This is a genomic window from Paenibacillus sp. ACRRX, assembly GCF_022346885.1.
GTDB lineage: Bacteria > Bacillota > Bacilli > Paenibacillales > Paenibacillaceae > Paenibacillus_B.
The window spans coordinates 805840-824759 of record NZ_JAKRNK010000001.1 but is presented as its reverse complement, the minus strand read 5'-3'; the positions used below and the strand labels follow the sequence as shown (position 1 = coordinate 824759).

At 45.1% G+C, this 18920-nt stretch carries 14 protein-coding genes and 1 pseudogene; 7 read left to right on the top strand and 8 right to left on the bottom strand.

What is annotated here, in order from left to right; translation table 11 throughout:
* Positions 1-323: 323 nt before the first annotated feature.
* Positions 324-1565, bottom strand: coding sequence for a serine hydroxymethyltransferase (locus tag MH117_RS03710; RefSeq protein WP_239327285.1), 1242 nt, complete (start codon positions 1563-1565; stop codon positions 324-326).
* Between the two features lie 173 nt (positions 1566-1738).
* Here MH117_RS03710 and pdxR point away from each other — a divergent pair, with 173 nt between their 5' ends.
* Positions 1739-3169 (top strand): MocR-like pyridoxine biosynthesis transcription factor PdxR, encoded by a 1431-nt coding sequence (gene pdxR / locus MH117_RS03705; RefSeq protein WP_239327284.1) that lies wholly within the window; start codon positions 1739-1741, stop codon positions 3167-3169.
* A gap of 108 nt (positions 3170-3277) precedes the next feature.
* Here pdxR and MH117_RS03700 read toward each other — a convergent pair whose 3' ends face one another.
* The 4 genes from MH117_RS03700 to MH117_RS03685 all read right to left on the bottom strand — a co-directional run bounded on the left by MH117_RS03700 (position 3278) and on the right by MH117_RS03685 (position 8002).
* Complete coding sequence (locus MH117_RS03700) at positions 3278-4507, bottom strand: benzoate/H(+) symporter BenE family transporter (protein ID WP_239327283.1); 1230 nt, start codon at positions 4505-4507, stop codon at positions 3278-3280.
* A gap of 21 nt (positions 4508-4528) precedes the next feature.
* Positions 4529-5272, bottom strand: coding sequence for a YggS family pyridoxal phosphate-dependent enzyme (locus tag MH117_RS03695; protein ID WP_239327282.1), 744 nt, complete (start codon positions 5270-5272; stop codon positions 4529-4531).
* Positions 5273-5940: 668 nt separating this feature from the next.
* On the bottom strand, positions 5941-7254 hold the full coding sequence (locus tag MH117_RS03690; RefSeq protein WP_239327281.1) for a hypothetical protein: 1314 nt from the start codon (positions 7252-7254) through the stop codon (positions 5941-5943).
* Positions 7255-7690: 436 nt separating this feature from the next.
* Complete coding sequence (locus tag MH117_RS03685; protein WP_239327280.1) at positions 7691-8002, bottom strand: hypothetical protein; 312 nt, start codon at positions 8000-8002, stop codon at positions 7691-7693.
* 205 nt (positions 8003-8207) lie between these two features.
* On the opposite strand from MH117_RS03685, the gene MH117_RS03680 reads away from it, so the two are divergent.
* The 4 genes and pseudogenes from MH117_RS03680 (at position 8208) to MH117_RS03665 (ending at position 11222) form a co-directional block, all read left to right on the top strand.
* Positions 8208-9089, top strand: coding sequence for a hypothetical protein (locus tag MH117_RS03680; RefSeq protein WP_239327279.1), 882 nt, complete (start codon positions 8208-8210; stop codon positions 9087-9089).
* A gap of 168 nt (positions 9090-9257) precedes the next feature.
* The gene (locus tag MH117_RS03675) at positions 9258-10079 is read left to right on the top strand and encodes a GNAT family N-acetyltransferase (RefSeq protein ID WP_239327278.1); all 822 of its coding nucleotides are present in this window, start codon (positions 9258-9260) and stop codon (positions 10077-10079) included.
* Positions 10080-10170: 91 nt separating this feature from the next.
* A pseudogene (locus MH117_RS03670) lies at positions 10171-10419 on the top strand (transposase); the annotation flags it as partial.
* A 260-nt stretch (positions 10420-10679) separates the two neighbouring features.
* Positions 10680-11222, top strand: a complete 543-nt coding sequence (locus MH117_RS03665) for a hypothetical protein (protein ID WP_239327277.1) — start codon at positions 10680-10682, stop codon at positions 11220-11222.
* Between the two features lie 676 nt (positions 11223-11898).
* Here MH117_RS03665 and dhaK read toward each other — a convergent pair.
* Together dhaK and MH117_RS03655 are read right to left on the bottom strand one after the other, a co-directional pair.
* A complete protein-coding gene (gene dhaK / locus MH117_RS03660) occupies positions 11899-13653 on the bottom strand; it encodes a dihydroxyacetone kinase subunit DhaK (protein WP_239327276.1) in 1755 nt (584 codons plus the stop codon).
* Between the two features lie 5 nt (positions 13654-13658).
* Positions 13659-14786: a glycerol dehydrogenase gene (locus MH117_RS03655; RefSeq protein WP_239327275.1), complete on the bottom strand. Its 1128-nt coding sequence runs from the start codon at positions 14784-14786 to the stop codon at positions 13659-13661.
* 196 nt (positions 14787-14982) lie between these two features.
* Here MH117_RS03655 and MH117_RS03650 point away from each other — a divergent pair, with 196 nt between their 5' ends.
* Positions 14983-15999, top strand: coding sequence for a PocR ligand-binding domain-containing protein (locus MH117_RS03650; RefSeq protein WP_239327274.1), 1017 nt, complete (start codon positions 14983-14985; stop codon positions 15997-15999).
* A 217-nt stretch (positions 16000-16216) separates the two neighbouring features.
* On the opposite strand, the gene MH117_RS03645 is transcribed toward MH117_RS03650, so the two are convergent.
* Positions 16217-18205, bottom strand: coding sequence for an AraC family transcriptional regulator (locus tag MH117_RS03645; RefSeq protein WP_239327273.1), 1989 nt, complete (start codon positions 18203-18205; stop codon positions 16217-16219).
* Positions 18206-18468: 263 nt separating this feature from the next.
* Between MH117_RS03645 and MH117_RS03640 the strand changes: the two genes are divergently transcribed.
* Positions 18469-18897, top strand: coding sequence for a VOC family protein (locus MH117_RS03640; RefSeq protein ID WP_239327272.1), 429 nt, complete (start codon positions 18469-18471; stop codon positions 18895-18897).
* Positions 18898-18920 lie beyond the last annotated feature (23 nt).

Sequence of the window (18920 nt, the reverse complement as noted above, 5' to 3'; positions counted from 1 at the left end):
TTGGAGTGCCGCACAACAAACATGGCTATTAAGGCTGCTAGCAACCTTTATAGCCATGCAAGTAAATTGAATCTTTCTTTTCCCTGTCACGCTGCTCTATTTGGACAAAGCATACTCCAGACGCAATTTAGCAGCCAAATCTGTTTACGAAGCATGCTAAACGCTGCTATCTCTAATATACCCGTCAGTCACAATATCTTGCCGAAGCATCACGATGCCTATATTCAAAATATGTCGTCTCTACCCCGCCTAACTGCTTTTATTGCAGCAAGCACACTATGCCCCAAAACAAAGCTGTGAGGGAAAGTGCCTGCCCACCGCCCCTAGAGCCTTGAGTACAGCGGGAATTGAGATGTCAGCTCGCGAACGCTGCCTGCAATCTGTGCTTTGACCGTCTCACTCTTGGGATTTTTGAAGGCAAATCCAATTAGGCGAGCGATCTCTTTCATTTCTTTTGGCCCTAATCCACGTGTTGTCATGGCTGGTGTTCCAAAGCGAATGCCGCTGGTGATAAGCGGGCTTGCCGTATCATGCGGAATGGCATTTTTATTGGCCGTAATCCCCACGTCATTGAGTATCGTTTCCGCCTCTTTCCCAGTGAGCCCCCAATTTCGCAAATCAAGCAATACAAGATGGTTGTCCGTCCCACCGGAAACGACAGTCAGCCCTTCACTTTGTAGAGCTTCTGCCAATACATGGGCGTTTACCAGCACGTTCTTCATATAGGTTCTGAAATCCGATTGCAGAGCCTCCCCCAATGCTACAGCTTTTGCAGCAATAATATGCATAAACGGCCCGCCTTGCGATCCTGGAAACACCGCTTTATCAATAGCCTGCGCCCACGGTTGGCGGCACATAATCATACCGCCTCTTGGTCCACGCAGCGTCTTATGTGTAGTGGTTGTAACGAAATGGGCATGCTGCAGTGGGTTCGGATGCAGCCCCGCTGCAACTAGCCCTGCAATATGCGCCATATCCACAAAAAACAAGGAACCAATTTCGTCCGCGATTTCAGCAAACTTATCAAACTCAATTGTCCGGGGATAAGCGCTTGCGCCAGCTACAATCATGCGCGGACGGTGCCTATGGGCAAGTTTGCGCACTTGGTCCAAGTCAATACGTCCGGTTTGTTCACTCACGCCATAAGGCACAAACTGATACTGCTTACCTGAAAAATTCACCGGGCTTCCATGGGTCAAATGACCGCCATGGGATAAATTCATACCCAAGATGGTGTCACCGGGCTTTACGGAAGCAAAATAGACCGACATATTCGCCTGAGCGCCCGAATGAGGCTGGACGTTGACGTGTTCAGCACCAAAAAGTTCTTTGGCACGCTGAATGGCTAGTTCCTCAACCACATCAACATATTCACACCCCCCATAATATCTCCTGCCTGGATAGCCCTCCGCATACTTGTTTGTCAATACCGTACCTGCAGCTTCCATCACAGCTGGACTCACAAAATTTTCAGATGCAATCAATTCGATTTTATTCTGCTGACGTGCGAGTTCTTGCGAAATGGCATTTGCCACTACCTTGTCTTGTTGCTTCAACGCTTTCATAGGAATGGTCCTTTCTGCTGTTTATTTTGGCCTACCTATTTTGTATCTAGTTTCAGATTGCAGATGAGGGTCTTTGTATGATAAAATGCCAACTATTGGATTGTTAAATATGTTCATATATTTATCATTTAAACAGTCCATAATTGACATGTTATACATTGGAGGTCAGCCCAATGCTAAAAATCAACCGAGACGATAACCGTCCCATTTGGCAGCAATTGCTGGATCAAGCGATCCATAACATTACGACTGGAAAATGGCCGCCAGGCGAGCTGCTGCTCCCTACTCGCGAGCTTGCCCAACTGGTAGGAGTGTCGCGTTCGACGATCCAGATCGTATATGAGGAGTTGTACAGCCGCGGATACACCAACACTTCTCGTCGAGGGGGAACAAGAGTGAGTGATTGGACATATCGTCCACCTTCCTCCGCGTCCGTTTCTCCTCAAGGACCGCTTCACCCCGAATTGCCCGCCTTGGATGCAACTGTCAGACATCTGCAGAATTGGCTCCATGGCAAAGAAAATAGCTTTGCAGACATTGATTTCAGCCCTCACGAGCCTTATTTGGATGACCATTTCCATAAGCTCTGGCGCCAATCGTTTGTACAAGCCTCAGCAAAGTCTGACTTGACTCAATGGGCTTATGGCAGCGCCTATGGCTTTGAGCCGCTGCGCGAACAAATTCAACGCTACTTGTCGCTTACGCGGGGCGTCCATGTACAGATCGACCAAATTGTCTTAACTTCTGGTGCCCAGCACAGTCTTGATCTGATTGCCCAAGCGCTCTTGCAACAAGGAGATACCGTTTCGGTGGAAGATCCCGGCTTTCCAGCCTCCTGGATGGCAATGAAATATCGGCACATGAAGGTAGATCCCGTACCTGTCGATGAGCACGGCCTGCAAGTAAATTGCATTGATCCCAAGTCCAAGCTTGTCTTTGTTACCCCTTCGCATCAATGCGCGACAGGCGTCATTTTATCGGAACAACGCAGGCAGCAATTGCTGCATCTGGCCGCTCAACGTCCATCTTGGATTGTTGAGGATGATTATGACAGCGAATACCGCTACCGTGGCGATCCGCTTCCGACCTTATTCAGCCAGTTGCCGCAAAACACGTTGTATATGATGAGTTTTTCTAAGATGGTTGCTCCTGGCATCCGAATATCGGCGATTGTCGGCCCCAAAGCGGCCATTCGCCAAATTGCCCAAGTACAGGAACTCGTGTATCGCCACCTTCCAATTATGGAGCAAGTAACACTTGCCCATTTTATTGAGCACGGCTACTTTATACGCCATATGCGCAGAGTCCGAAACGTATATCGCCGCCGGCATGAAGCGATGACGAAAGCAATCAGCGCAACCGGTCTGGGCCAACGCTTTACGCTAAGCGGCGTAGAAACGGGACTGCACATGCTGCTTGAAGCCGAGGCGTCATTTGACGAAGAAGCTGTGGCAAATCAAGCGCTCAAACACGGGGTTAAAGTGTATCCACTTAGTATGTACTGCCTAGAAAGCAATCGTAAGGGATGGGTGCTGGGCTTTGCCAAAGTGGATGAGGCCACCATTAAAGAAGGCATTTATCGCCTCTCAGAGATGCTTTTGTAAAGCATACACCTCCTATTCATAGGAACCCGATGCCAACAAGCTTATTAGGCAAGTTGCTTCTGGCTCGGAATATGAAACAGATTGGACACATGCCATACTTGTTCCCGTTTATGATTTCTGGCCAGCTTGATAAGAACCGTCCGCAGCATACCGCTCTCTTCGGAATTGTCCATGTATGAATATGTGGGCTGTCAAGCCTGCAACCAATCCCCAAAATGCGCCGCCAACTCCAAGCAGGGTGACATTGGCGGCTGTCGCCAAAAAAGTAATGAGTGCAGTCTCGCGGCCTTTTGGCTCCGCCAAAGCATTGGCCAAGCTGCCGCCTATTGTGCCAAGCAGCGCCAACCCTGCCAATGTCGCTATAAATGTGGCGGGAAGGATGAGGAAAAGCGAAGCCAGCGTAACCCCAAATACCCCGACTAGTATATAAAAGAGGCCGCAGGCAATTCCTGCAAGGTAGCGCTTTTTCGAATCTTCATGCGTGTCTTTCCCTGTACAAATCGCTGCTGTAATGGCCGCTACATTAAAAGCATGCGAGCCGAATGGGGCTGCAAGGAGCGATCCCAAGCCCGTTATAGCCAAAATGGGATTAGCGCTTGTCTGAAACCCGTCGTTGCGGAGCACCAGCATTCCTGGCATATACTGTCCCGTCAATGTAATGATAAACAGAGGCAGTGCCACACCTAATAACGCATGCAATGAGAATTCTGGAACAACAAATATCGGTGCAGCAGCGGCCAGCTTGATATTGCTGAAATCGGCTTTCCCTGTACTAACCAAATAAACCAGACCGATTGTCAAAATACCTACGATCGCATACCGTGAGGTAAAACGCCGCAGCACCACATATGCAGCAAACAATACCACGACCAGCACAGGGTCAACTTGTGCACCGCTAAAAGCAGAGATTCCAAATTGGAGCAAAATACCTGCTAGCAATCCGGAAGCAATCCCAGGTGGAATCATCCGCACGAAACGTTCAAACATTCCGGATAATCCCAACACGATAAAGCCCAGCGCGGAGATCATATAAGCGCCAATTGCTTCTGCATATGGAGTTACCGCTAGCGCCGAGACGAGAAACGCTACCCCTGGCGTTGACCATGCTGTAATAATCGGCGCTCGGTAACGGTAGCTTAGCCATATTCCGGTTATTCCTACCCCAATCGATATCGACCATATCCATGAAGCAGTCATTTCAGGGCTCAATCCCGCAGCTTTTGCCGCCTGAAACACAAGAATAAATGTACCGCCATAGTTTACGATGACTGATATCAAAGCCGCGATTGTTGGCGATATAAAATCGCGGCCGCGCAGCGAAGGGGACGTTGTGTTCATAAGTTTTCTCCTTTCTCTCCTCTAATCATCCTCATGTACATGTTCATTCCAGTAATACCCGTCCGGCAAATAACGCTGTCCAAATACGTTTGTCCCCACACGAATGATAGTCGCCCCTTCTTCAATTGCCACCCTAAAATCTCCGGACATCCCCATGGAGAGAATACCCATGTCTACTCGCGGAATCTGCCTCTCCTGTATTTGCATTTGAATTTGCTTTAATAGTCGGAAGCAATGCCGTGTCTCGTCACTGTTCGCGCCCAGCTTTCCGATCGTCATCAAACCTTTGATGTTCAGTGTTTCAAATTGAGACAATTGTTCTACCAGTTCCAATGCAGCTTCCGGCGCTGCTCCAAATTTGCTTTCCTCGTATGACGTGTTGATTTGTATTAAAATATCCATAGCTCTGTTTTCTTTCAGTAGCTGCTGATGCAATGCCTGGCCCAGTTTCAAGCGGTCTACTGAATGGATGAGCGTTACATATTTGACAACATCCTTAACCTTATTCGTTTGCAAGTGGCCAATAAAATGCCATTCCACCTGTTCGTATTGCTGCATAAGCGGAAACTTGCTCCGCAGCTCCTGAGCTTTATTTTCTCCGAACAAAGTTTCACCCGCCTGCATGGCCATTCCCAGTTTTTCTATCGGTACCGTTTTGGTCGCCAGCAGCAATTTTACTTCTTCTATTTTGCGTTCTGATACTTGGCAAGCCAGTTCCATCTGTCGTCTGACCGTTTCGAGATTTTTTTCGATTAAATTCTCCATATCCTTTCTCCCTTCTCATTTCTCATTTTTATTTGTTTTTCTGCACACCGTCGTATTAGAGTGACTACTCGATTATCTTTGACCGGATAACATCCTATTTGAAGGCTAGTCAAAGTTAAAGTCTAATATCAAAGCTTATATATTCGTCATCCTCCTTTTTCTACGGACACAAAATAGGAGTTGAACGTGAAACGTAAATTGAAAAACCAACTCTACTTGTTAGACTTGTCGGAGTACCCTGCTAGTATAGCAACAGTTGGATTGGTTATATATATCCATAAATATCATTTTTAAGCAGTCCAAAATGGGAAGCCACATTAATAACTTACCAAAGCGCTGCATGACAGTAGTTCAAACATCAGTATTTATGCTTAGTCCGGCCGATAAAAAGATGGATCATCTCTTAAATAACAAAAAAGAGAAGACACTTTTGCAGCAGTGTCTTCTCTATTCTGGTCAACCTCTCATAGCAAACTCTTTGTACACGTTCCAAATGTGCAGGAATTGAATTATGGATTTCCTATTATCTGCTTCTTCACCTGAGCTTCAGTGACTTTGAGACCGTCACCCGAATAAGTAATAACATGAGTTGTCCCGGTTAATTCCACTTCGACGATTAGTGCAGCATCGTAGGCCTAATTCCTCGCACTCACTCTTTTATTACATTATTAGTTGCTGCGATTCACTGTGAGATTCTGCAAGACCCCCACAATGCGATTGTGTCGCTCATCCTCTATAGGAACAAACTTCCGGTCCGACAGATTCAAAATGTACCATTGTGTAGACTTGTATCGATCCATCCCCAGATAAGTTATGCCCTCGATGCTCGCCTGTACTAGCCTTGTTCCGTTGTTATCTACAAACAGGCCTACGCCCTTCATCAGGTTCTCCGGGTGTACCTTCCATTTCATTTGGATGAACTGCTCGCCTAGCCCTTTGGTCGTATCCAGCAATCCACTTCCATACAGCACGATCAGGAATAGAATTGTGCCTAACTGCGGAAATGTGTGCGGAAGCTCAAGACTGCGAGTCTCACCTTTGTGCCGTACAACCCATGTCGAATGAACGTCTGCTGGCAACACAATTCGCAGCCGCTGTCCATTTACATCTGCTGACGTATACATCGCTGAGCTATCCCTTTCCTTCACTACTCTCCCATTAGAGAGGGCCCAAGTGGTCACAGCTTCTCCCAAGTACAAGTTCAGCATTTGAACAAAAATACGAATATCCTCCATGCTCCCCTCGCGGACCAACTGTCCACTTTTCAGGTTAAGCGCTCTGCGTGTAAACAACTTGTTATTAGCAGGCACGCTGGAGTGTGGAATGCCAAACAAATAACGGGTACCGTTGACCGTTTCCTCCATAAAGAACTGCTTCCAGCCATTAATCACATATACGGCCTCAGGGCCTGTATAGAGACCAAGTCCGCTAAGCCAGCGAGTAAATCTGTACTCCTCATTTCCCTTATAGCCCAATAGAGCGTACAACACCCCATGTAAGAGCTCGCCCCTGTAGTTTCCTGCCACTAGCTCACGCAAACGCTCCGTATCATGCCGTGCCACTTTCACCACAATTCTCGTGTTATAAAAATCATATCTCGGAGCAGTACGAATGGCAGCAATATATGGGCTCTCAACCTGAGTATCAGCTACCACAGTAACACTGTGAATTCTGGCCAGCAGCACCAATCGCTGCAGTTCATCTGCTTTCGTCACCATTTCCGTTATATAATACAGTCTTGTTAGAACCCTTCTTAGGCTTGCTTCCTTATCCTCATTACCGATTACCCCCACATAGTAAGGACCCAGACTGACTTTGTAACCTTTATTTGAGTCCATATAGGAGGCCACACACCATTGCAGCACAAGATAAGGGTCCTCATGTAAATGATAGGTTTGAAAAAAGCAGTCATCCACCAGTTCTGCGGTCTTATCCGCAATACGTTTCCGAATAGGTTCGGGCAGCGCATTATATGAAAACATCAACTCATCCTTCCGAATCCTAACTTTACATATTTAACTTAACATAACACCCGCTGGACGATTTCTTGCAGCGCATGCAATGACGTTCCTGGCTTATATAATAACGCTACAGAAGTCCACAGTTTTCCTATCCTATTCACTCGATCAGTTGAAGTAGTTTTCAAAGTACCATATCCCAAATGTAAATAAGATCCCTAGAATTAACAGTAACCCGTATAATGTCAGAAAAATAGTTAATAGCCATTTCCCTATCCATTTTAGAGTTCGCATTTGGACTTCTCCTTTCGCGTATGTGAAATAGGTAAGCTGACGTCGTCATTCGTAGATAACAGATTTGATCTCCCATAAATGGCTTGCTTTAGCTAACTCTATTGATTCCCTATGTACTTCTCCATAAAACGAGCCACTCGTTGGAAATATTCCGTCGGATAATGATTTATCGCATCAATATACTCCGTATTAGGCGGGTACCAAGAATCAGCATAACAGATTTTGTTGGCATTTTCTTTATTACATCCATAGGCGATGCTGAATTCAGCTCTACATGAAAGACCCAATCTCCTGCCATTATCGCGGCATATCCGAATGGGAACGAGGGAAATCCAGAGAAGTAAGGCAGTCCCTCATGCAAAAATAGACCCGCATTACGGAACGAACTATCCGTGACCGCGACTTGGATATCTGGACTTTCACTTGCCGGCAGTATAAGTATCAACACGCCCCCACAACTAATAATATAGTGATTCACAAAATCTTTGCATGACGTTGACCTTCCGTTGATATACATACGGTAACGTTAGACGTAAAGAGATACCTCTCAGCACCGACCGCTTCTCAAGACAGAATAGTGTCGTACCTCCTCTGTCTCCCCATACTCGGAGCTGACCACCCACTTCATGCAACATCCTGTACACCTCACCAATACACCACCTTATGGAAAGGGGAATGACCCAATGAATCAAGTAGTACGTAAGCGCCCCGCACTGCTTATGCTTGCTCTTGCCGTATCTCTTTTTGTCCTGAGCCTTAGCCCCATGGGCACTTCTGCAACTACCGCTTCACCGCTTCCTGCCACGCCTAACTATGAAGTGAAGCTGTTCCTCGATCCGAGTCTCGTGCTTAATGCAGATTACAACCTGAACAGCACCGTACTTAACAAATTCGCAATGCCCAGCAGCAAGACAAAAATGAGTGTGCAATACATGGACACAGATCAGCTTCAGCTTGATGAGCAGGGTTGGAACGTAAGGCTTCGTAAAAAAGAAGGATCTAAGGATAAGGAGTTCGAACTCACTTACAAAAAACGTTATCCGATTACCAATGGTAATATTCAAGGTGCACTCGCCCAAGCTGCTCTAGATGGCTTTGATGCAAACGAAGATAGCTATGAAGCACAAGTAGATTGGGGATACTCCAAACAGACACTCAGCTTCAGCAACGATAAAAAAGTGAGTAAGAGTGGATACAACGGCATGGAACTGCCAAGCAAGGCGGATTCACGCACATTGACTATTAGTAATGCACCTGGCAAGTTCAAAAACTGGACATCAAGCAACTGGGGTACAAACCATCTTGCTGCCGCAGACAAATTTGGACCTGTAGATGCCAAGCGATGGACAGGAAAATGGAACGGAATCAAGCTGTACATTGAAGTGTGGAAAATAATCAAAGAAAGCGGCGTCGGATATGACTACGTGGTGGAAGCTTCCTTCAAGACAGACACGCATGCTGAAGCCTCGACATTAAGAAGCCAACTCCAACAAGAACTGATACAACAAGGCTGGTTCCTTCCCATTGACGAACTTAAGACACAAATGATACTTCATCGCTATTAAATATAATAAATAACGTCAACATAAAGGCACAGCTGCGAACATCTTGTTCAAAGCTGTGTCTATTTATGTTGACAAGGAGAGGAGAATAACTAGATTTTATCGAATTCTCTTATTTATAAAATGAACTCATTTCCATTTATTAATATTTTAATCATAAAGGAGAATACGATGCTAACGACCCAACAATTACAAGATATTAAACTACTGCAAAAAGAGTGCGAAGCTTTTGATCAGGTGGAGCTGAAACTAAATTGGGAGATGCTCAGAGACCGTGGAAATAATCAAATGGATTTTCTTCACTATGAGAATAACAAGCTTGTAGCCTTTTTAGCTTTATATCCTTTTGGCTCCACCGTTGAAGTATGCGGCATGGTTAAGCCAGATGAACGACGCAAGGGATATTTCCGTCATTTGCTCATGCAAGGAGTAGCCGCTTCCAGGCACCTAGGTTATAACAAAATGCTCTTAAACGCACCTGCTGGCTCGGATTCTGCCAAAGCATTTTTACAAAAAAGTGGAGCTGAATATGCATTATCAGAACATCAAATGGTATGGCAGATAAGACGTGTGGAAGAAGTAGAAGGGATTATGCTGCGGCCAGCACTGCCGAGTGACTTTGATTTGCGTGTGCACTTGTCGGTTACGGCTTTTGGACTGGATGAAGTAGATGCCTTGACGATGGAGAGTCATGTTAATAGCTGTTTAGATAGTGAAATATTTATGATTGTTGTAGATAAAAAGACAGTAGGAAAAATACGCATCAGTCAAGAAGATGGACAAGCTTGGATTTATGGCTTTTCCATATTACCTGAGCACCAAGGCAAAGGTATTGGTAGAAAAGTGCTACGCCGAGTTATAAAGGAGCAAGCTGCAGCTGGTTATTCGATTCACTTGGAAGTCCAAACGCAAAACGACCACGCTTTAGGATTATATCAATCCGTTGGCTTCCAAGCGGTACATACACAGGATTACTATACGCATCCACTGTAAACCTTATTTGATCTCGAATACTCGTCCTATACTAAAAAACCGAAGCGATATTGGTATTATCCCCATTCGCCCCCATTGCTGATAAGAGCTCCGCACTTACGGCTCTCTGTCTGCACCAACTGTGACAGCGAATAATATATGTATCCTAGATTTAGGTTATTTTCATATATAAATCCTTCAATATATACAAGATAAAGAAGCCTACTATCTCTCTCGTATCAAGTCAAATACATGTGTTTATCAAAATAATCCTAACCCTGATTATATTCAAAATGGAAGAATTAAAAATGGTACAGAGTATATGCAGATAGATATGGAGACGTTAATGAACTCCCTTCAATGAAGTATTCTCCTCTTCTATTCCAAACTATTCAATAAACACCCAAGAGCTATCGAAGGTGTTACTGTGCATGTTCAATCTCCTACACTCGCCCTTTAGATAAAAGAAACTATCTCGCGTAAAATTTACTTTGTATAAACTTAGCTTGATAGCGATGGGGTATGACCATTGGAAAAATATCTTAGAGGAACAATGCCCATTCCAACGAGTACGTATGCACATATGATGTAAAAAAACTCAATCTTAAGGAGAGATCTTACTTGTCCAAACATCCTTCTCATCGTTCGATGAGACCGTTACAACCACATTTCGCGACCACTAATGAAGTTAGTAATTTTGTTAATTTATGGGGGATATTTACTATTAATGGTCAACAGATCGTTGCTTTCGTCAAAAGCGTAGATCCCGCTAATAAATCAATGATAGTGCTGTATCCTAATGGGACACAGTCTTTTATTGATGTTACTCAAATTAGCCAGGCTCAAGGACCTTATCCGAGCATGCCTTCTAGTACAGGACAAAGCGGTAGTCATGGCGGTGGTCATGGCGGTGGTCATGGCGGTGGATCGCATTGGCCTCAACATGGTCAAGGTAGCGGTCAGGGGGGGCAGTGGTGGCCTCAACATGGTCAAGGCAGCGGTCAGGGGGGGCAGTGGTGGCCTCAACATGGTCAAGGCAGTGGTCAGGGGGGGCAGTGGTGGCCTCAACATGGTCAAGGCGGCGGTCAGGATGGGCAGTGGTGGCCTCAACATGGTCAAGGCAGTGGATCTCGTAGCGTAAATCGAAATAATCGAAAAAAATAATATACCAACGCTTATTGTAGCAAATTACCGCATGCCATGAGCGAGCGTCGATTGGAACACTCCAAGATTAGGCCAACCGAAAAAAATTACATGGTCCCAGCATATACTGGTTGGTTGCTGCAGATGGCTCCAATAATACCATTTGTGCAGCGAGGAAGCGGCTGATCATGCATCATCGATTCCCGAGGCTGAGGATGAGGTCTTATTTGTTGTAGACCTCTCCTAACCGGGGAAACAGCGGTATCGTTGAACGGCTGAAACGGGATCGTAACCGATTTCATTCGGTCGAATTACATAAGCTTTAAGGATGGAAAATCTACTCGGTTTGATCCAAGTGAGTTACATAAAAATTATGGGCAGTTTGGACCCTCGAAAAGTCAGCTCATTGGCATTACCCTCTTATGGAGACAATGTAAAAAGGACATCTGTTGAGATGGACTTAAAAGCGGCAGGTACAATCTTATATTTCATCCTATAACAAAGACGACTTCAGAAAAAAATGAAGCAACCGTTCGCCGGTTGAATACCGGGAAACGGTTGCTGCTTGACGCCGACTTTTTAATTCTGTCTACTTGACAGTGGTATGACCATTGTAAGGCTTACGCTCCGGTTTCATCATTTATATCAATTGGATCCAAACAAATGTATTTATCACTTTGCTGGCTTCCTCAATGACCTATTCGATCACTTGCGCAAGCTTCGTGAAGATTACACCCAAGGCATATGCTCCCGCATCTGGATATCCCAGACTACGTTCACCCACTGTTCCCGCTCTGCCCATCCGGGCTACGATCGACTCTGTATGTTTTGCGCCTTGTACGGCTGCTTCTGCAGCTTTTACCGCTGCAGTCTTGAGATTGTCGCCGTCAACTGCGCTGCGCTCCCATGCCTCTGCAAATGGAGCCAAAGCATCTATCAACGTCTTATCTCCCACTACAGCTCCACGTCCAAATGAACGTTCCCCTGTATCTTGAATTCCCTTCACCACGGCAGCCATCATGTGTGCAAATTCAGCAACGGACAAGACGTTCTTGTTGCCAGCATATTTACTTGCAGCTCGGAATGCAGAGCCCCAAATCGGGCCTGATGCTCCCCCGCAATGCTCCATAATAATCAGCGAGCAAGCATTCAGGAAGTCGCCGATGCTTCCTACGTGATGTTCTGTCAGCTCATGCCATTCTCGCTTCAGCTGCTTAAATCCTTTAGCGACACTCATGCCGAAGTCGCCGTCGCCTGCGTGCGAATCCAATTCACAGAATGGAACTTCATTTTCGATAATAATCTCACTCATCTTGTCTGTCAGGTAGATAAGATTGTGCAGCGTGAACGTATCCTGCTCCGTCTTGGCATACTTCTGATCCGTTTCACAACGATAAGATACGTTTTCCTTCTCTACTGTGACCGTATATACTTCTTCTACACGAGGCGGGCTGAACGGCCCCGCTATTTGAATCGCTGGCGTATTACAGCTAGCTCCCAAATAGTGTTTCAGCTGTTCATCCAGCCGAATAATCGACACTGATGCGCCCGCCATATCGATACTCGTCATGTAGTTACCAACAAACACTTTTACAATGCTTACTTGGTGATTGTTTATCTCTCTAACAACCGCGTTAGCCAGCAAATACAATTCTTGCAGCGGTGATCCGCCAAAACCGTTAACCAGCACCGCGATCTCAGAGCTGTCGCCAATGTTCATATCACGGAACAGATCGGTCACCATCTTCTTTGCCAATTCATCCGCGGATACATTTTGTTCTCTGCGAATGCCTGGCTCGCCATGAATTCCAACACCGTATTCGATCTCATTGTCGTTTAGTTCAAATGTTGGCGTCCCTTTAGCAGGAACGGTACACGAAGTCAGTGCAAATCCGATACTGCGTGTATGATCAATAGCCTTCTGGGCAATCTGCTTCACATCAGCCAAAGATTTACCCTCTTCAGCTGCCGCACCGGCAATTTTATGCACGAGTACGGTTCCTGCGACACCTCTACGACCCACTGTATACAAGCTGTCTTCGACTGCGATGTCATCATCTACTTTGACATAATCCACAACGATTCCATCTTCACCTGCAAGATGGGCCGCATTTTTGAAGTTCATAATGTCGCCACTGTAATTTTTGATGATCAGCAAGGTGCCTTGTTTGCTGGCAGATGCTTTGATCGCTTGATACACCTGAATCTGGGATGGAGAAGCAAATACATCGCCGCAAACTGCTACATCCAGCATCCCCGCTCCAACAAATCCGGCGTGCGCTGGCTCGTGCCCACTGCCTCCACCGCTAATTAGCGTTACTTTATTACGATTGATTTCTTTTTTCTGAACAATTTTATATTTACTATTAAACTCCAGTTCAGGGTGTGCAAGCACAAGTCCACTACACATTTCCCGCACAAGTGTTTCCGGCTGATTGATGATCTTTTTCAAAGTACTCACCCTTTTTGTTTAAATTGCTGTCCCAACTGATCCGCTACCCGAATCGCAGCCACTACTTGCTCTTCATTAACCGGGAATGGCATGGAATGAATCGATTCTTCCGGTATGCAAGCTTTGCGGGCTACATCCCGCAGTTCATCGTCCGTCACACTCGTTACGCCGATATCTGCCAGACAGATCGGCAAACCAACGCTGAGACAGAACTGCAGCACTTGATTGATCTCGGCTGAACTCGCATTTTCGAGCACCAATTGCACCAATGTCGTAAAGGCCACTTTCTCTCCATGATAATAAGAATGGGTGCCTTCAAGCGATGTTAAACCATTGTGAATCGCATGCGCAGCAGCCAGACCGCCGCTCTCAAATCCTAGACCAGACAAGAGAATATTGGTCTCGATAATATTTTCAAGCGCCGGCGTAACTAGGTTGGCATCACAGGCTATTTTCGCCTTAGCACCATCTTCCAGCAGCGTCTCATAACACAGCTTAGCAAGGGCAAAAGCCGCCTTTGTCCCCTTCGCAGGACCTACTCCTGTGCTCGAACCACACGGCAGCCCGGCATTTACGTTCGAATAAGAATTAGCCGTTGCTCGAGCCTCAAAGTACGTGGACAACGCATCCCCCATACCCGCAACCAAAAAGCGTGTTGGCGCATTTGCGATGACAGTCGTGTCGATCATAACGACGCTTGGACTTTGTTTGAAATAAGCGTAGTCGTCAAATTCACCTTCTGGAGAGTACAGAACGGCAGAGTGACTTGTCGGTGCATCTGTCGCCGCAATCGTAGGTACGATAATCAACGCCTCGCCTGCAGCCACACATTTTGCCGTATCAATCGCTTTCCCTCCACCTAAACCAATCGTACAGGAACAGTTATGCTCAATTGCAAGCTGCTGCAAACGCTTAACTTCTTGACGTGAGCACTCCCCATTGAAACCGCTCTCAACTATAGTAACATTATAGGTCTTCATTGTATGTTCAAGCTTCTGCTTTACACGTTGTACATCGTCAGCATGCGCAATTAGCAAGGCTGAATCACCAAACGTCTTAATAAAATACCCTAGGTTAAATAGTTCATTTTCACCTTGTACATATTTGGCTGGACTTATAAACGCTTTTCTCATATGCGTCATCCTCCTCTGTATTCTTGTATCTCCATTATAGAGACGATACATGAGAAGATCATTGGACTATTCCTGCAAAATAAAGCGTTATTCCATCGTATTATTTTATCCTCTTCTGCCAAAATGGTACTATCTTGTCCTCTGATCCGATTATTATGTTATAATGGCACAACGCGTAACAAAGGAGCAAACCACCATGAGTTCTCATTTTCATCTGGATAATATCATAGATATGGAAAAGTGGCAAAAGCTGCAAGATTCGCTGTCGTTGGTTACCAAAATGGCGATCATTACAACCGATTATAAAGGTGTGCCTGTCACAGGGCATAGTCATTGTCAAAGCTTCTGTCAAGCGGTCCGTAAAGATGAGACGCTATCACAGTACTGCCAAAAGTGTGATGCCAGAGGCGGCTTAGAGGCTGTACGCTTAAATAAGCCTTATATTTACCTTTGTCATTTTAGTATCGTTGATATCGCGATCCCGATTATTGTCAACAATCAATACATGGGTGCCATTATGGCAGGGCAAGTAAAATTGCAGAACAATCCTACAGAATTAGAACAAATCGTAACCAGACCATCCAATGCCGATTCTCATCACAAATTCCTCAGTCTGGAACAAGAATACAGCTCGCTTCCCGTACTGACCTATGAAGAAGTGAACACAATTTCGGAGATGCTGTACCATCTTTGCAATTACATTGTAGAAGAAGCTGTTCTGAAAAATTCAACCATTGAGATGTACCGTCATACGTTAGTAAACGACTCGCCTGCAGCCGATGCACTTGCTGGACATTCGTACCGCAGTATGGTAACGATCAAAAATGAGTTGGAGCACACCTTGATTGATAGTCAGATTGGCCAAATGTCACTAAATAAGAAGAAGTCCACCAACGTGATGCTGCAGCCGGCGTTTGATTATATGTATACGCACAAAAATGAGAACGTAAAGTTGACAGATATGGCAGCACTTTGCCATGTCAGCGCTAGTTATTTCAGCCGCATGTTTACGAAAGAGACCGGCGAAAATTTTTCGGTGTTTATGCCGAGGTTAAAGATGGAGTGGGCCAAACATATATTGGAGTCGACAGATTTGCCCATTTCTCAAATTAGCAATGAATTGGGATTCAGCGAACCTAGCTATTTTATTAAAACTTTTAAAAGGTTCGAGCGCATAACCCCTTCGCGGTATCGTCAAGTTTATAAGCGTTAGCAATGTCTGCATGTACAGATCGTTAGGTTAAGAGCACATTCGAAGACAAGCCGCCTCTCAGGCCCATGGACCTGAGAGACGGCTTGTACTGGTTTACGTATCGATGCAGCGTGGTCCAGCAAGATACGCCCTAGATGGCTATTTCGCTGCCAGCATCTCGGGGAACAGAAAGGAGAGGCACCCGACTAATGGTCAGATGCCTCTCCTAATATACATTTTACTTTACTGTAGCTAATAAACTATCCACGATAAAATCAAGCTGTTTATCCAGCGAATAAATATCATTGTAGTAGGACAAGCCAAAGCTAATGTCGATTAATCGCCCTTCTTTAACGGCAGGGATGCTATTCCAGATCTTATTCTCGGATAGATCCACCATGCCATCGTATGCGGAACGGAATATATAATCACCAGCGTATTTATGTAATACTTCAAACGAAACGGTTTCTAATGTTCCTTCTTTTCGCTCTGATTCTATCTTGGACTGCAGCACACTCGGCGCTTTCATTCCCAAATATTCATAGATCACTTGCGAACCACGTCCATAATTCTTTGCCGAGATCACACCCATATTACCCTTGCCGCCTTCCATAATGGACACGGTCTTATCATAGATGCCAGCTTGCTTTAATTTCTCTTTGCTTTGTTCTACCTTGGCATAGAAATTATTCAGCAGCTCCTGAAACTCTTCCCCTTTGCCCAGTACCTCGCCAAGCTGCTTCAGACGGTCATCAAGCTTCATCTCTTCGTATGGAATATAGACGGTCGGTGCAATCTGATTCAACGTTGCATAGGTCTCTTCCGAAGGCACAATAATTAGATCTGGATCAAGTGCAAGTACTGCTTCTGGGCTCGGTTTAAACCATTCGCCCAACTTCTGAATACCTGCTAATTTGCTTTCGAACGCAGCCCCTTCATAGACATCCGAAATCCCTACAGGTTCTATACCTAAGGCCAGCACATCACCAAGCAAATACAGGACTACAACTCGTTTGGGATTGACGGGTATTTCCACATCACCTTTGACAGTAGATACGATCTTGGTCTTTGCCTGCGTCCCCACCGCTTGCTTGCTGCTTGTACTGCTGCTTCCTTCTTGGCCCGTGCTGGCTGTCGAAGGAGCTTGATTGGTTTGATTCTGTGTACCGCCGTTTGCAGCCCCGCCTGTTGTTCCTGTAGAACAGGCACTTAGCAACAACGTCAAGCACAACAACAACATAATAGCTATAGATGATTTGCCGCTTGAATACATAAGTACGTTTGTCTCTCCTTTTAATTGAGAATGATTATTAACATCAATATAAGGGGAGACTCTTTTTTCAACAATACCATATCGCGACATACCCGATGTCATATGAAGCCTTCTTGTTTTTCCTCTCTGTTCCGAGCGATAGCGTATTGGTGCAGTTCCAACATATTTTTTAAACATCTTAGCAAAATAATAACTCTCGGGATAACCAACGCTTTCTGCAATCTCTTGTAGGTTAGCATCCGTCATTAGCAGAAGTTCTTTTGCTTTATTCATCCGAATCTGAATCACATAATCAATTGGACTTGTGCCAACATCACGCTTAAACAGCCTGGATAAATGTCGCGGGCTGCAATCCAACAGCTCTGCCAGCAGTTCCAGTGTAATAGTCTCTGCATAGTGCTGCTGCAAATAGTGGCAAGCTTGCGCGACTACATCTGCTTTAATCGTAGGAATCTGGTTATTTTGAAGCTGCCAAACCAGTTCGTATACAAATTGATAAAATAACGATTTGACATGAAATCGCTCAAGTGAGCCTTGATCTTCCCAAGCCTGATGCATCTCCTTCACCTTGCTGAGTAGTGAAGCGGGATATTGTGGCGCAAATCCATATTGCAGTTGAAAGGGATTGTTACGATCCATTAATACAGCGATGTCATTCCGCATCGGCAATGGAATTAACGCCTTATAATATATAATATAGTAGTCAAAGGACTCTCCTATCGGATAAATATCAACACGACAACCCTTTCCCCCGTGCATGATATGAAATCGATTCACCTGATGTTTGATCCCATCCAATTCTAACTCAGCGCTTCCTCGCACCGCATACAAGAATCCGCTGGCGGGCAGCCGATAGGAATGAAGCCCCTCGTTTATGTTCATCGATATACAACGAATATCCAATATCGTAATGGATGCATGATTCCATAAAACGAGTTGATCGCTTATTCGCATCGTTTCGATTCAACTCCTTAGCTAGCATTGACGCTGTATAGCAAGAACCGCGCCATCATATCATTATAAATGATAATCGTTCTCATTATCAATGACGAAAACAAATATCACGTGTGCAGATACTTAAAATTTTATATTTCAACGCCGTACCCTTCCCTATATCGTAATGATTTGTAGTATACTTAATCAGGTATGATGACATAATATCAGGTGGACATGCTTTCATTACCAGAATGAAAGCAACCAACAAAGGAGCGATGTAGATGTCAGTAGATGTGTATATTAATTTTAATGGAAACTGTCGAGAAGCCGTAACATTCTATGCAGATGTATTTGAGACGGAGCAACCGCAATTCATGACCTTTGGTGAAGCACCTCCTAATCCAGAATATCCGCTACCAGAAGCAGCAAAGCCTCTCATCATGCATACAAGACTCTCCATCAATGGAAGCAACGTCATGTTTTCCGATGTTTTCCCTGACATGCCCTTTGTTGAAGGAAACAATATAAGTCTTGCACTTGTTTCTCCTGAAGAAGACCAACTTAAATCGTACTTCAACAAATTAAAAGAAGGCGGTTCTGTACGCATGGAGCTGCAAGAAACGTTTTGGAGTAAAAGCTACGGCAGCTTGGTCGATAAATATGGTATTGAATGGCAGTTTAACTGTATGAACGAAGAGGAATGTGGGTAATAGAATTGAGCTAAAAAAGCTAA

Bases quoted from the DNA above. Each gene is read 5' to 3' on its own strand.
- MH117_RS03710 (WP_239327285.1), bottom strand. From the start codon at position 1,565: ATGAAAGCGTTGAAGCAACAAGACAAGGTAGTGGCAAATGCCATTTCG.
- pdxR (WP_239327284.1), top strand. From the start codon at position 1,739: ATGCTAAAAATCAACCGAGACGATAACCGTCCCATTTGGCAGCAATTG.
- MH117_RS03700 (WP_239327283.1), bottom strand. From the start codon at position 4,507: ATGAACACAACGTCCCCTTCGCTGCGCGGCCGCGATTTTATATCGCCA.
- MH117_RS03695 (WP_239327282.1), bottom strand. From the start codon at position 5,272: ATGGAGAATTTAATCGAAAAAAATCTCGAAACGGTCAGACGACAGATG.
- MH117_RS03690 (WP_239327281.1), bottom strand. From the start codon at position 7,254: ATGTTTTCATATAATGCGCTGCCCGAACCTATTCGGAAACGTATTGCG.
- MH117_RS03680 (WP_239327279.1), top strand. From the start codon at position 8,208: ATGAATCAAGTAGTACGTAAGCGCCCCGCACTGCTTATGCTTGCTCTT.
- MH117_RS03675 (WP_239327278.1), top strand. From the start codon at position 9,258: ATGCTAACGACCCAACAATTACAAGATATTAAACTACTGCAAAAAGAG.
- MH117_RS03655 (WP_239327275.1), bottom strand. From the start codon at position 14,786: ATGAGAAAAGCGTTTATAAGTCCAGCCAAATATGTACAAGGTGAAAAT.
- MH117_RS03650 (WP_239327274.1), top strand. From the start codon at position 14,983: ATGAGTTCTCATTTTCATCTGGATAATATCATAGATATGGAAAAGTGG.
- MH117_RS03645 (WP_239327273.1), bottom strand. From the start codon at position 18,205: ATGCGAATAAGCGATCAACTCGTTTTATGGAATCATGCATCCATTACG.
- MH117_RS03640 (WP_239327272.1), top strand. From the start codon at position 18,469: ATGTCAGTAGATGTGTATATTAATTTTAATGGAAACTGTCGAGAAGCC.